Annotated in this window: 11 protein-coding genes; 6 read left to right on the top strand and 5 right to left on the bottom strand. The window is 70.3% G+C overall.

Annotated elements, in window-relative coordinates; all coding sequences use genetic code 11:
- Positions 1-8: 8 nt before the first annotated feature.
- Genes WS78_RS05370 through WS78_RS05360 form a run of 3 tightly spaced genes read right to left on the bottom strand, consistent with a single transcriptional unit; the run spans position 9 to position 2073 of the window.
- Positions 9-404 (bottom strand): Rieske (2Fe-2S) protein, encoded by a 396-nt coding sequence (locus WS78_RS05370; protein WP_038750301.1) that lies wholly within the window; start codon positions 402-404, stop codon positions 9-11.
- Entirely contained in the window at positions 401-1060 is a 660-nt protein-coding gene (locus WS78_RS05365) for an HAD-IA family hydrolase (protein ID WP_059584611.1), read from the bottom strand. The genes WS78_RS05370 and WS78_RS05365 overlap by 4 nt, the downstream gene beginning before the upstream one ends.
- Positions 1061-1065: 5 nt before the next feature.
- Complete coding sequence (locus WS78_RS05360) at positions 1066-2073, bottom strand: RluA family pseudouridine synthase (protein ID WP_038750298.1); 1008 nt, start codon at positions 2071-2073, stop codon at positions 1066-1068.
- 723 nt (positions 2074-2796) lie between these two features.
- Here WS78_RS05360 and WS78_RS05350 point away from each other — a divergent pair.
- The 6 genes from WS78_RS05350 to WS78_RS05325 all read left to right on the top strand — a co-directional run bounded on the left by WS78_RS05350 (position 2797) and on the right by WS78_RS05325 (position 10099).
- Positions 2797-5955: an Rne/Rng family ribonuclease gene (locus WS78_RS05350; RefSeq protein ID WP_059584609.1), complete on the top strand. Its 3159-nt coding sequence runs from the start codon at positions 2797-2799 to the stop codon at positions 5953-5955.
- Between the two features lie 139 nt (positions 5956-6094).
- Positions 6095-7207: a GTP 3',8-cyclase MoaA gene (moaA, locus tag WS78_RS05345; protein WP_038750293.1), complete on the top strand. Its 1113-nt coding sequence runs from the start codon at positions 6095-6097 to the stop codon at positions 7205-7207.
- A 36-nt stretch (positions 7208-7243) separates the two neighbouring features.
- A complete protein-coding gene (gene mobA / locus WS78_RS05340; protein WP_059584606.1) occupies positions 7244-7867 on the top strand; it encodes a molybdenum cofactor guanylyltransferase MobA in 624 nt (207 codons plus the stop codon).
- 109 nt (positions 7868-7976) lie between these two features.
- Positions 7977-9275: a molybdopterin molybdotransferase MoeA gene (gene moeA, locus WS78_RS05335; protein ID WP_038750290.1), complete on the top strand. Its 1299-nt coding sequence runs from the start codon at positions 7977-7979 to the stop codon at positions 9273-9275.
- 36 nt (positions 9276-9311) lie between these two features.
- On the top strand, positions 9312-9599 hold the full coding sequence (locus tag WS78_RS05330; RefSeq protein ID WP_038750288.1) for a hypothetical protein: 288 nt from the start codon (positions 9312-9314) through the stop codon (positions 9597-9599).
- Positions 9596-10099 carry a GNAT family N-acetyltransferase gene (locus WS78_RS05325; RefSeq protein ID WP_038750286.1) on the top strand — a complete coding sequence of 168 codons (504 nt, stop codon included), beginning with the start codon at positions 9596-9598 and terminating at the stop codon, positions 10097-10099. Before WS78_RS05330 ends, WS78_RS05325 begins: the two co-directional genes overlap by 4 nt.
- A gap of 259 nt (positions 10100-10358) precedes the next feature.
- On the opposite strand, the gene rmuC is transcribed toward WS78_RS05325, so the two are convergent.
- Together rmuC and WS78_RS05315 are read right to left on the bottom strand one after the other, a co-directional pair.
- Positions 10359-11834: a DNA recombination protein RmuC gene (gene rmuC, locus WS78_RS05320; protein ID WP_038750285.1), complete on the bottom strand. Its 1476-nt coding sequence runs from the start codon at positions 11832-11834 to the stop codon at positions 10359-10361.
- On the bottom strand, positions 11831-12820 hold the full coding sequence (locus tag WS78_RS05315; protein WP_038750283.1) for a 2-hydroxyacid dehydrogenase: 990 nt from the start codon (positions 12818-12820) through the stop codon (positions 11831-11833). Before WS78_RS05315 ends, rmuC begins: the two co-directional genes overlap by 4 nt.
- Between the last annotated feature and the right edge of the window lie 36 nt (positions 12821-12856).

Here is a 12856-nt window from a genome sequence, read left to right as displayed (position 1 = left end):
CGTGAAAGTCAGTGGTCAGAAGAGGCCGGGCGCAGATCGCCGTCGGGCAGCCAGAACACCGCGCGGCCGCCCGGCGTATCCCGCTCGTCGACCTGAACGGCGCGCAGCCGCGCGCCGCGGCACGGGCCGCCGACGCACTTGCCCGTCTCCGGCTCGTAGATCGCGCCGTGCGTCGCGCACATCAAGTATAAGCCCGACGATTCGAAGAACTGGCCCTCGGCCCAGTCTAGTTCCATCGGCACGTGCGCGCAGCGGTTCAGGTAACCGTACGCGCGCCCCTCGTAGCGCACGAAGAACACGACGGCAGGCTCGCCGCGCAGCGTCGCGTCGACCCGCACGCCCTCGCCGCCGTCGACGAGCGCGTCGGCCGCGCAGACGAAGCGCGCGTCGCCGCCGCCCGTCATGCGTGCTCCCGCAGCCAGCCGGCGAGCGCCGCGACGTCGGGCGCGACGAAGCGCGGCGACAGCGCCGCGAGCGCGTCGCCCGAATGCGCGCCGTACGCGACGCCGATGCCCGCCGCGCCCGCGCTCGCCGCCATCTGCAGGTCGTGCGTCGTGTCGCCGATCATCACGGTGCGCGCCAGATCCTGCCCCAATTCGCGCGACAGCTCCTGCAGCATCGCCGGATGCGGCTTGGAGAACGTTTCGTCCGCGCAGCGCGTGCCGTCGAAGAGGCTCGTGAGCTTCGCCTGGTCGAGCGCGCGGTTCAGGCCGACGCGCCCCTTGCCCGTCGCGACGGCGAGCAGGTAGCCGGTGTCGCGCAGTTCCTCGAGCATCTCGCGCACGCCGGCGAACAGCTCGATGCGCTGGTCCTTGACGAAATAGTGGAACCGGTAGCGTTCGGCGAGCCGCGGATAGTCGGCGGTATCGAGGCTCGGCGCGGTCACGGCGAGCGCGTCGCGCAGGCCGAGCCCGATCACGTAGCGGGCGGCCTCGTCGGATGGCACGGGCACGCCGAGATCGCGGCACGCGGCCTGGATGCTTTGCGCGATGTGCGCGGTCGAATCCATCAGCGTGCCGTCCCAGTCGAAGACGATCAGATCAAATTGCTGTCGGGCCATGCGTGTCACGCGTGTTCGCGCAAGTCGGTGAGTTGGTCGAGAAATTGCCGGCACTCGGCGGGCAGCGGCGCGTCGAACTGCAGCGGCTCGCCCGTCAGCGGGTGCGCGAGGCGCAGCCGGTGAGCGTGCAGGAACATCCGCTTGATCGACGGCACCGCGCTCGCGCGCGCGAGCGTCTTGTTCAGCGCGAAATCGCCGTACTTCGCGTCGCCGACGATCGGCAGGCCCAGATGAGCGAGGTGCACGCGAATCTGATGGGTCCGACCCGTTTTGAGTTCCGCCTCGACGAGCGCATAGCCCGGCCAGCGGTCGACGAGATTGAACACCGTGTGCGACGGCAGCCCGTCTTCCTGGACGCGCACGCGCCGCTCGCCGTCGGGCGTCGAGTACTTGAAGAGCGGCGCCTTCACCGCGCGGCGGCGGCCCCAGTCCGCCGCCCAGTCGCCGTGCACGCATGCGTAGTAGCGCTTGTCCATCCGGTTGTCGCGGATCTGCTCGTGCAGCCCGACGAGCGCCGAACGCTTCTTCGCGAGCATCAGGATGCCCGACGTCTCGCGATCGAGCCGGTGCGCGAGTTCGAGGAACTTCGCGTGCGGCCGCGCATGGCGCATCTGCTCGATCACGCCGAACGCAACCCCGCTGCCGCCGTGCACGGCGACGCCCGCCGGCTTGTTGAGCGCGATGATCGCGTCGTCCTCGAACAGGATCTCGAATTCCGCGGCGGGCACGGGCGCGGGACCGGCCGCGCGCGCGAGGTCGGCCGCCGCGACGCGCACGGGCGGCACGCGCACGACGTCGCCGAACGCGAGCCGGTACTGCGCATCGATCCGGCCCTTGTTCACACGGACTTCGCCGCTGCGCAGAATCCGGTAAATGTGACTCTTCGGCACGCCCTTGCAGACGCGCAGCAGGAAATTATCGATGCGCTGCCCGGCTGCGTTTTCGTCGATCTCGATGAGCGAAACCTGGCCGCTTGCGACCGAATTATGGGATTTTTTGCCTAACTCATTCATACTGAATATAATTTTGCGCAGCTTTCCGTAATGGAGCGGCCTGATCGGCCGGTTTTCGGGCGGACTGCGTGAGGCGCAAGCGCAAACTGTTATTTTACTTGCGCCCGGGGCGTGCTGCTCGTCCTCACGAAATGAAAGCAGCAAGTTGCACGCACGGCACCCCGCTCTGGCAGGGATCGCGCCCACAGGCGGATTCGGTCGGAGCCGTGCCGCGGTAACGGAATGTTGGACAAAAAGAATTTGTTGGGAGCTGCGGCGCGGCGCGATGTTAGCCCGGCGCGGCTCCCTGTTGCGAATAGAACGGCGTGCGCCCGATGTGGTTCCGCAAGAGCGCGGAGCTTGGCGACGTCAAAACCAAGGAAGGAACACCCCAGGCGGGAAAGTCGGGCTGGATTCGATACTCCCCGCTGCGGCCGAGCCGCAGCATATGCCGCCACCCGGCGCCGCGCGCACTTTGCGCCGCGCCCCGCGGCAGTGCCCGGTCGGAGGCTTAGCGCGCCCTGCGGCGCGCGGAGTGTCGACGCCGTGTGCTTTGAAGCCGTGTTCGCAGGCGCCCTCTGGCCGCGGCCCGTCGTATGGGCTCGCGCCTCATCAGGCCATTCTCCCGCCATCATTCCCGCTCCAGCGTGCTCGTGACAACACAACAAGGCGCGGCCTGACGTCGTCCCGCGCTCCGCCTGACAACCGGAGCGCGCCGCCGGCAGAGCCGCCTGGAGTCGTTCAATGAAACGCATGCTGTTCAATGCGACGCAGCAGGAAGAACTGCGCGTCGCCATCGTCGATGGGCAGAAGCTCATCGACATCGACATCGAAACCGCCGGACGCGAACAGCGCAAAGGCAACATCTACAAGGGCGTCGTCACCCGCATCGAGCCGTCGCTCGAAGCCTGCTTCGTCAACTACGGCGAAGACCGCCACGGCTTCCTGCCGTTCAAGGAAGTCGCCCGCCAGTACTTCAAGGAAGGCGTCGACATGCGCTCCGCGCGCATCCAGGACGCGTTGCGCGAAGGCCAGGAGCTGATCGTCCAGGTCGAGAAGGAAGAGCGCGGCAACAAGGGCGCGGCCCTCACCACGTTCATCTCGCTCGCCGGCCGCTACCTCGTGCTGATGCCGAACAACCCGCGCGGCGGCGGCGTGTCGCGCCGCATCGAGGGCGACGAGCGCCAGGAACTGCGCGAAACGATGGCGCAACTGCAGATCCCCGACGGCATGAGCATGATCGCCCGCACGGCGGGCATCGGCCGCAGCGCCGAGGAACTGCAGTGGGACCTGAACTACCTGCTGCAGCTCTGGCGCGCGATCGAGGCGGCGTCGCAAAGCGGCCACCCCGGCCAGCCGATGCTGATCTACCTCGAATCGAGCCTCGTGATCCGCGCGATCCGGGACTATTTCCAGCCGGACATCGGCGAAATCCTGATCGACACGACCGAGATCCATGATCAGGCCCGCGCGTTCATGGACATCGTGATGCCCGACAACGTCGGCAAGGTGAAGCGCTATCACGACGACGTTCCCCTCTTCTCGCGCTTTCAGATCGAGCACCAGATCGAGACCGCGTACTCGCGCACGGTGCCGCTGCCGTCGGGCGGCGCGATCGTGATCGACCACACCGAGGCGCTCGTCGCGATCGACGTGAACTCGGCGCGCGCGACCAAGGGCGCGGACATCGAGGAAACGGCGACCCGCACGAACCTCGAGGCGGCCGACGAAGTCGCGCGCCAGCTGCGCCTGCGCGACCTGGGCGGCCTGATCGTGATCGACTTCATCGACATGGAATCGGCGAAGAGCCAGCGCGAAGTCGAGCAGCGCCTGAAGGATGCGTTGAAGCATGACCGCGCGCGCGTGCAAATGGGCAAGATCTCGCGCTTCGGGCTGATGGAGCTGTCGCGCCAGCGCCTGCGTCCGGCCCTCTCCGAAGGCAGCCACGTGACGTGCCCGCGCTGCAACGGTACGGGCCACATCCGCGACACCGAATCGTCCGCGCTGCAAGTGTTGCGGATCATTCAGGAAGAAGCCATGAAGGAGAACACCGCGGCGATCCACTGCCAGGTGCCCGTCGAGGTGACGGCCTTCCTGCTCAACGAAAAGCGCCAGGAAATCAACAAGATCGAGTCGCGGTTCAAGGTCGGCGTCGTGCTGATTCCGAACAAGCATCTCGATACGCCGCACTACAAGCTCGAGCGCCTGCGCCACGACGACGCGCGCCTCGACGATCCGCGCGCCTCGTGGAAGATGGCCGAGGAAGCCGCCCGCGAGCTCGAGGCCGAAACCGGCTACAGCAAGCGCGCGGAGGAAACGAAGCCGCGTCAGGAAGCGGCCGTGAAGGGCATCACGCCCGAGCGTCCGGCACCGAGCCCCGCACCGCAGCGCCAGCCCGCACCCGAGGCGGCGCCCGCCGCCGTCGCACCGGCGAGCGGCGGATTCGTCAAGTGGCTGAAGAACCTGTTCGGCATGCAGCCGGCCGCGGCCTCCGCGCCGGCGCCCGCCGCGCAGGAAGCGGCCGCGCGTCCGGCGCGCGAGCGTGGCGAGCGCGGTGAAAAGGCCGAACGCGGCGGCGATCGCAATCGCAACCGTCGCGGCGGCGGCGCGCAACAGGCAGGCGGCCGCGACCAGGCCGCAGCGGGCGGCGGCCGCGCTCAGGCGCCGCGCGCCGAGCGCGAAGGCAAGGAAACCCGCGAGCCGCGCGAAGGCCGCGAGGCACGCGAAGGCCGCGGCGGCCGGGACAACCGCGAAGGTCGCGAAGGCCGTGAACCGCGCGAAAGCCGTGAGCAGCGCGAGCCGCGTGAGCCGCGTGAGCGCGCCGAAACGGTCGATGCCGCGGAAACACCGCGCAGCGAGCGCCGTGAGCGCGGCGAACGCGGCGAGCGGCGCAAGCCCGTGCCGCACGTCGCGACGCTCGAAACGGTGAACCGCGGCGAAAGCGCCCACGCGGAACCGGCCGAGAAACCGGCGCATGCGCTCGGCGCCGAAGCCGGCGTCGAGGCCGATTCGAACGCCCGCGACGGCGAGGAACGCCGCCGTCGCCGTCGCGGTCGCCGTGGTGGCCGCCGCGAGCGCGAGGACGAAGCCGCAGGCACCGTGCAAGCGGCGGAAGCCGGCGAAGACGTGACGGCCGAAGCGACCGCAGCCGATGTGCACGAAGCCGCCGCGCCGGTTGCCGGCCATGAGCCGCAGCACGCCGCGCAGGCGGGTGTAGCGGCGGTAGCGGCGTCAGCCGTCGCCGCGGAAGCGGTCGCTCACGTCGAGAGCGGCGCGACGGCCGAGCCGCAAGCGGCAGCCGAAACGCCCGCCGCCGGGGCCGAGCAGGCTCCGGCAGCGCCCGCTCGCGCTGTCGAAGCGCCGATGCAAGCCGCAGCGGTGGAGGCCGCACCGGCAGCCGCGGCGCACGCCGAGCCGGCTCCGGCCGAAACCGTGCAGGCGCAAGCCGCCGCGCCGGCCGAGGCCGCTGCCGTCGAGGCCGCACCGGTTGCAGCCGCCGCGGCGGACGTGTCCGAAGCGGCGGCTCCGGCGATTGCTCCGGCCCCGGTTGCCGAGCCAGCGCCGGCCGTCGCGCCGCAGCCCGCGCCTGTCGCGGCCGCGCCCGTCGAAACGCGCATCGCGCACGAGCCGCCCGCCGTCGCCGAAGCACCGGCTGCGCCGGCTGCCGAGGCCATCGCACCGGCTACGGCCGCCGCCCCCGTCGCGGCCGCGCCGGGCACGAGCCTCTCAACGGTGCTCGAAGCCGCCGGCCTCGTCTGGGTCAATACGGACGCGGACAAGCTGCATGCCGCTCAGGCCGTCGCCGCGCAAATCGTGCAGCCCATGCGCGTGCCGCGCGAACGCAAGCCGCTGCCGCCCGTCGACACGACGCCGATGCAGCAAGTCGAGACGACTCACCGCTGATCCGGTCGTCCATCGCACGAAAAAGCCCGCCCCGAAAAGGCGGGCTTTTTTGTCTGTGCTCCGGTTCTGCGGGTTTCCATGCCCGGCCCCTCCCGGCGCTTCCAGCTAAAATGGAGGTCTGGCTTATCTTGCAACGCACATGTCCCGACGCATCATCCCCGTGACCCCGGTGAGCGCGGCGCCCGATCTGCCCGGCGCCCTGCTCGCGCCGAGCGGCACGCTCCGCGACGCCTTCGCGCGCCCGTTGCGCGACCTGCGCATCTCGGTCACGGACCGCTGCAACTTCCGATGCGTGTACTGCATGCCGCGTACCGTGTTCGGCAAGGATTACCCGTTTTTGCCGCACAGCGCCCTCCTGACGCTCGAGGAAATCGAGCGGCTCGCGCGGCTTTTCGTCGCACACGGCGTCGAAAAAATCCGCATCACGGGCGGCGAGCCGCTCCTGCGTAAAAACATCGAATTCCTGATCGAGCGCCTCGCAAAGATGACGACCGTCGACGGACGGCCGCTCGACCTCACGCTGACGACGAACGGCTCGCTCCTCGTGCGCAAGGCGAGGAGCCTGCGCGACGCGGGGCTCTCGCGCGTGACGGTCAGCCTCGACGCGCTCGACGACACGCTCTTCAAGCGAATGAACGACGCCGACTTCGCAAGCGCCGACGTGCTCGACGGCATCTTCGCCGCGCAGGCGGCGGGCCTTGCGCCCGTGAAGGTCAACATGGTCGTCAAGCGCGGCACCAACGACGCCGAGATCGTGCCGATGGCGCGCCGCTTCAAGGGCACGGGCGTCGTGCTGCGCTTCATCGAATACATGGACGTCGGCACGTCGAACGGCTGGAACATGGCCGAAGTGCTGCCGTCCGCCGACGTGGTCGCGCGCATCGCCGAGCACTTCCCGCTCGTGCCGCTCGAGCGGCACACGCCGTCCGAAACCGCGCAGCGCTGGGGCTACGCGGACGGCAGCGGCGAGATCGGCGTGATCTCGAGCGTCACGCGCGCGTTCTGCGGCGACTGCACGCGCGCGCGGCTGTCGACGGAAGGCAAGCTGTATCTGTGCCTCTTCGCTTCGTCCGGCCACGACCTGCGCAGCCTCGTGCGCGGCGGCGCGACCGACGAGCAGATCGCCACCGTGATCGGCCACATCTGGCAGGCGCGCACCGACCGCTATTCGCAATTGCGCGGCAGCGCGCCGGCGACGGTAGAAGCGGCAAGCGAAGCGAAGCGCGTCGAAATGTCCTACATCGGCGGCTAGGCGCGCCGCCCGCTCGACGCGCCCGCCGCTTTCACGATGCCGCCGCACGCCGCCCCCTCCTCCACGATCACCGGCCTGCTGCTCGCAGGCGGGCGCGGCACGCGGATGGGCGGCGTCGACAAAGGGCTGCAGCCGCTGCGCGGCGAGCCGCTCGCGTTGCACGTGTTGCGCCGGCTCGCGCCGCAGGTCGACGCGCTCGTCATCAGCGCGAATCGCCATCTCGATGCATACGCGGCGCTCGGCGCGCCGTTTCACGCGCGCGTCATTACGGACACGCACGCCGACTTCGCCGGCCCGCTCGCCGGGCTCGCCGCAGGCATGCGCGCGGCGAGCACGCCGCTCGTCCTGTGCTCGCCATGCGATTCGCCGTTCCTGCCCGCCGATCTCGCCGCGCGCCTGCGCGCCGCGCTCGACGCGCAGCGCGCGGAGATCGCGTTCGCGACGACCGTCGACGCGAACGGCGGCGCCTCGGCGCAGCCCGTCTTCGCGCTCGTGAGCACCGCGCTCGCCGACGATCTCTGCGCCTATCTCGCGTCCGGCGAGCGCAAGATGCGCGCGTGGTACGCACGCCACAAGACGGCCGAAGTGCCGTTTGACGACGAGCGGGCGTTTTACAATGCAAACTCTTTGCGGGACTTAGCCGGCCTCGAACGCGCATGACGGGCCGCATCTCGTTGCTCGCGCCGCCCGCCGCTTGCGATGCGAGCGCGTCACAACGGCGGCCGGGACACCGGCCCCGAACACAATCCGCCTAGCGGCGCCGTCATCGATGACCACGCACACCACGCCTACGCCATCCGCCACGTCCGAGAACGCCGTCGCGCTGACCGTCGACGAAGCGCGCGCGCTCGCGTTGCGTTTCGTCGAGGGCGTCGCGCAGGTCGAGCGCGTCGCGCTGCGCGATGCGCTCGGCCGCGTGCTCGCCGGCGACGTCGCATCGCCGTTCGACATTCCCGCCTACGACAACGCCGCGATGGACGGCTACGCGTTCGACGGCGCGGCGCTCGCCGCGCCGGCCGCCGACGGCACGCTCGAGCTCGCGGTCGCGGGCCGCGCGCTCGCGGGCCATCCGTTCGACGGCCCGCGTGTCGCGAGCGGCGCGTGCGTGCGGATCATGACGGGCGCGCGCATGCCCGCGGGCTGCGACACCGTGATCCCGCAGGAAAAAGTCGATGCGGCGGGCGACGTCGTGCGCTTTCCCGCATCGGCCGCCGCGCGCGGCGACCACTGCCGCCGCGCGGGCGAGGACCTCGCGCGCGGCGCGAGCGCGCTCGCCGCCGGCCGCGTCGTGCGCGCCGCCGATCTCGGCCTGCTCGCGTCGCTCGGCATCGCCGACGTCGCGGTGCGCCGCCGCGTGCGCGTCGCGTTCTTCTCGACGGGCGACGAACTGCAACTGCCGGGCGAGCCGCTGCGCGACGGCGGCCTCTACGACAGCAACCGCGCGACGCTCGCCGGGATGCTCGCGCGCGTCGGCGTCGACGCGCTCGATCTCGGCATCGTCCGCGACGATCCCGCCGCGCTCGAAGCCACGCTGAAGGCCGCGGCCGCGCAGGCGGACGCGGTGATCACATCGGGCGGCGTGTCGGTCGGCGACGCCGATTTCACGCGCGCGCTGCTCGACAAGCTCGGCGACGTCACGTTCGCGAGCGTCGCGATGCGCCCGGGCCGGCCGCTCGCGTGCGGCCGCATCTGGGCGGGCGCACGCGACGCGCGGCCCGCGCTCTTCTTCGGCTTGCCGGGCAATCCGGTCGCGGTTGCGGCGACCTTCGTCGTGATCGTGCGCGACGCGCTCCTCGCGCTGATGGGCGCCGACGCGCCGCCGCTTCCCCGCTACCCGGCCGTCTGCGACGCGCCGCTCAAGAAGCGCGCGGGGCGCACCGAATTCCTGCGCGGGCGCGCGGCGCGCGACGCGAGCGGCGTCTGGCGCGTGACGCCCGCCGGCTCGCAAAGCTCGGCGTCGCTCAAGAGCCTGAGCGACGCGAACTGCTTCATCGTGCTCGCGCACGACGCCGCACGCGTCGACGCCGGCGCGACGGTCGACATCCTGCCGTTCGACGGCGTCATCTGAATCCGATCTCAGCACTTCCACGGGGGCAACTCGCATATGAAAAAACAAATCTCATCGATCGCGCCGGGGCAGACCGCGAAAGCGCTGATCCTCGTTTATCTGACGTTCAGCGTGCCGATCGTGCTGCTCGGCATCGTCAACGCATTCATCCGCGACCAATCGGTCGGGCTGGGCACGATCGTCAGCACGATCTTCAGCGCGCTGCTGCTGAACGCGATCGTCGGCTTCGTGCTGCTGTGGATCGCGTGCCACGCGTACAACTGGGTCGCATCGCGCTTCGGCGGCATCGAGATCGTGCTGTCGGACGCGCCGGAGGAAGCGTGAGCGCAGCGGCCGACGAGACGATCGCGATCCGCGCGGCCGCGGCGGCCGACGTGCCCGCGATGCTCGCGCTGATGCGCGAGCTCGCCGAATTCGAGAAGCTCACGCATCTGTTCGTCGCGACCGAAGCAGATCTCGCCGACGCGCTCTTCGGCGCGCGGCCGTCCGCCGAGGCGCTCGTCGCGGAAAACGGCGGCGCGATCGTCGGCTACGCGCTCTACTTTCACAACTATTCGACGTTCCTCGGCCGCCGAGGCCTCTATCTCGAAGACCTGTACGTGCAGCCGTCGCAGCGCGGCACGGGCCTCGGCACGCAGTTGCTGCGGCGGCTCGCGGCGATCGCGGTCGAGCGCCGCTGCGGCCGCTTCGAATGGACCGTGCTCGATTGGAATCAACCGGCGATCGACTTCTATCGGAAGATGGGCGCGGACGTGCTGCCCGATTGGCGCGTCGTGCGCGTGACGGGCGACGCGCTCGCGCGGCTCGCGGGCGGCGGCGCCTGAATCGGCCGCGAGCCGATGCACGTCCATGCGCGTCGATGTCACGCCGGCATCACGCCGACATCGCTTGCTTCGGCCCGCGATCGGCGCGAAACGCGACGGGCGGCCGGCAAAAACGCGAGCGCACGAAGCCGAACGAGGCCGCCCGGCACACGATCGAACCGGCAAAGCAAAACGGGGCGCACGCGGCGCCCCGTTTTTCGTTCCGCACGCCAGAGGCGCGCGAGACCAGCGATGCTTTCGCCGTTGCGCGCGGCGCGCGTCAGCTCTCGTCCGCCTCCGCGCCGTCGGCGCCCAGCAGCCCGTTCGCGACCTCGCCCGGCAGCGCCTCGACCTGCTTGAGCTTGCGGTTCATCACGCGCGTGCGCTGCTCGGCCGCCTCGATCGAGCGCGTGACCGTCTCGAGCTGCGACTTCGTCCGCGCGAGCACGTCGCCGAACTTGCCGAACTCGGTCTTCACCGCGCCGAGCACCTGCCAGACCTCGCTCGAGCGCTTCTCGATCGCGAGCGTCCGGAAGCCCATCTGCAGGCTGTTCAGGAGCGCCGTCAGCGTCGTCGGGCCGGCGACCGTCACGCGATAGTCGCGCTGCAGCAGATCGGTGAGGCCGGGACGGCGCAGGATCTCCGCGTAGAGCCCTTCGGTCGGCAGGAACAACAGCGCGAAATCGGTCGTATGCGGCGGCGCGACGTACTTCTCGGCGATCGTGCGCGCCTCCGCGCGAATCCGCGCCTCGAGCGCGCGCGCCGCTTCGTCGACGGCCGCCGCGTCCGCGCGCTCCTGCGCGTCGATCAGGCGCTCGTAATCCTCACGAGGGAATTTCGCGTCGATCGGCAGCCACACCGGCTGAGCTTCGCCTGTCGCGCCGTCGTCGTGCCGGCCCGGCAGCCGGATCGCGAACTCGACGCGCTCGCCGCTCTTCGGCACCGTCGCGACGTTCTTCGCATACTGGTCCGGCGTCAGCATCTGCTCGAGCAGCGCCTCGAGCTGCACTTCGCCCCAGGTGCCGCGCGTCTTCACATTCGTCAGCACCTTCTTCAAATCGCCGACGCCCGCCGCGAGCGTCTGCATTTCGCCGAGCCCGCGATGCACCTGCTCGAGCCGGTCCGACACGAGCTTGAACGATTCGCCGAGCCGCTGCTCGAGCGTCGCGTGCAGCTTCTCGTCGACGGTGCGGCGCATCTCCTCGAGCTTCGCCGCGTTGTTCGCCTCGATTTCCTTCAGGCGCGTTTCGAGCGTCGCGCGCACTTCTCCGATCCGGCGATCGTTCGCCTCCGTCAGTTGCTTGAGCTGCTGATTGAGCGTGTCGCCGAAATGCCTGAGCGCCGCGCCCTGCTCTTCGCGCGCGAGCTGCGCCTGCCGCTGCAGCGTGTCGCGCATCGCGTCGAACTGCTGCGTGTTGCCCGCGACGAGCTTCGCGAGCTGCTGCGCGAAGCCGTCGATCTGACTGTTCTGCACGGTCGCGACGCTCGAGAGCTGCGCGGCGAGCGTCTGCTGCAGTTGCGCGAAGTTGCCCGCGAGCTCGGTGCGCGAGTTGCGCGCGCCGTCAACGATCTCCGCGCGCAGCTCGCGCTCGAGGCGCTCGGCCGCATGCGCGTGCGCGTCGTTTGCGTCGTCGATCTGCTCGGCGAGCCGCTCGAGGCCTTCGCCGCGCGAGCCGCCGCGCAGCAGCGCGAAGAGCGCGACGGCGAGCGCTACCGCCAACGCGACGACGGCGGCCAGCAACAAGGTTTCGGTCATATGCGAGCCTTCCCCAGCACGCCGGGATTGATCGGATTCGGCGGACGGCCCGCGCGCGGCCCGACGCCGAGCGCCGCGATCAGATTGTCCGCCGCGAGATTCGCCATCGCGCGGCGCGTGCCTTCGCTCGCGCTCGCGATGTGCGGCGTCAGCACGACGTTCGGCACCTCGAGCAGCGCCGGATGCACGCCCGGCTCGCCTTCGAACACGTCGAGGCCGGCTGCGGCGATCCGCTTGTCGCGCAGCGCCGCGGCGAGCGCGGCGTCGTCGACGATCCCGCCGCGCGCGATGTTCGTGAGCGTCGCGGTCGGCTTCATCAGCGCGAGCTCGGCCGCGCCGATCGTATGGCGGGTCTCGGCCGAATACGGCAGCACGAGCACCACGTGATCGGCCTGCGCGAGGAGCGCCGCCTTCGACACGTACTCGGCATTTAACTGCGCCTCGATCTCCGGCGCGACGCGCGAGCGGTTGTGATAGATCACGCGCATGTCGAAGCCGCGCGCGCGCCGCGCGAGCGCCTGGCCGATGCGGCCCATGCCGATCACGCCGAGCGTCGCGCCGTGGATGTCCGCGCCGAGAAAGCTGTCGTACGACCACTTGCGCCACTGCCCCGCGCGCAGCCAGTGCTCCGCTTCGGCCATCCGCCGCGCGGCCGCCATCATCAGCGCCCAGCCGAAATCGGCCGTCGTCTCGTTCAGCACGTCGGGCGTGTTGGTGCCGAGCACGTGCGCGGCGTTGAACGCGCCGATGTCGAAGTTGTTGTATCCGACCGCCATGTTCGACACGACGCGCAGCCGCGGCGCGGCCGCGAGCACCGACGCGTCGATCACGTCGCTCGCCGTCAGCGCGCCGTCCTTGTCCGCGAGACGCGCCTTCAGCGCGAAGGGCGACAGCGCGTCGCCGTCGTTCCAGTCCACGTCGAAATATTGCTTGAGCCGCTCGATCACGTCCGGGAAGATCGAGTGCGCGACCAGGATTTTCTGCATTGCCGTCTCCGTCACGCCGCGCGGGCGGCGAACGCG

It is taken from the genome of Burkholderia savannae (assembly GCF_001524445.2).
Lineage (GTDB): Bacteria > Pseudomonadota > Gammaproteobacteria > Burkholderiales > Burkholderiaceae > Burkholderia > Burkholderia savannae.
The sequence above is the reverse complement of the archived record's forward strand: the minus strand, read 5'-3'. Positions and strand labels throughout refer to the sequence as shown.

What these genes read in the sequence shown, in the direction of transcription:
- rmuC (WP_038750285.1), bottom strand. Translation starts at nt 11,834, where the DNA reads ATGACCGAAACCTTGTTGCTGGCCGCCGTCGTCGCGTTGGCGGTAGCG.
- WS78_RS05330 (WP_038750288.1), top strand. Translation starts at nt 9,312, where the DNA reads ATGAAAAAACAAATCTCATCGATCGCGCCGGGGCAGACCGCGAAAGCG.
- WS78_RS05370 (WP_038750301.1), bottom strand. Translation starts at nt 404, where the DNA reads ATGACGGGCGGCGGCGACGCGCGCTTCGTCTGCGCGGCCGACGCGCTC.
- moaA (WP_038750293.1), top strand. Translation starts at nt 6,095, where the DNA reads ATGTCCCGACGCATCATCCCCGTGACCCCGGTGAGCGCGGCGCCCGAT.
- WS78_RS05350 (WP_059584609.1), top strand. Translation starts at nt 2,797, where the DNA reads ATGAAACGCATGCTGTTCAATGCGACGCAGCAGGAAGAACTGCGCGTC.
- WS78_RS05365 (WP_059584611.1), bottom strand. Translation starts at nt 1,060, where the DNA reads ATGGCCCGACAGCAATTTGATCTGATCGTCTTCGACTGGGACGGCACG.
- WS78_RS05360 (WP_038750298.1), bottom strand. Translation starts at nt 2,073, where the DNA reads ATGAATGAGTTAGGCAAAAAATCCCATAATTCGGTCGCAAGCGGCCAG.
- moeA (WP_038750290.1), top strand. Translation starts at nt 7,977, where the DNA reads ATGACCACGCACACCACGCCTACGCCATCCGCCACGTCCGAGAACGCC.
- mobA (WP_059584606.1), top strand. Translation starts at nt 7,244, where the DNA reads ATGCCGCCGCACGCCGCCCCCTCCTCCACGATCACCGGCCTGCTGCTC.
- WS78_RS05315 (WP_038750283.1), bottom strand. Translation starts at nt 12,820, where the DNA reads ATGCAGAAAATCCTGGTCGCGCACTCGATCTTCCCGGACGTGATCGAG.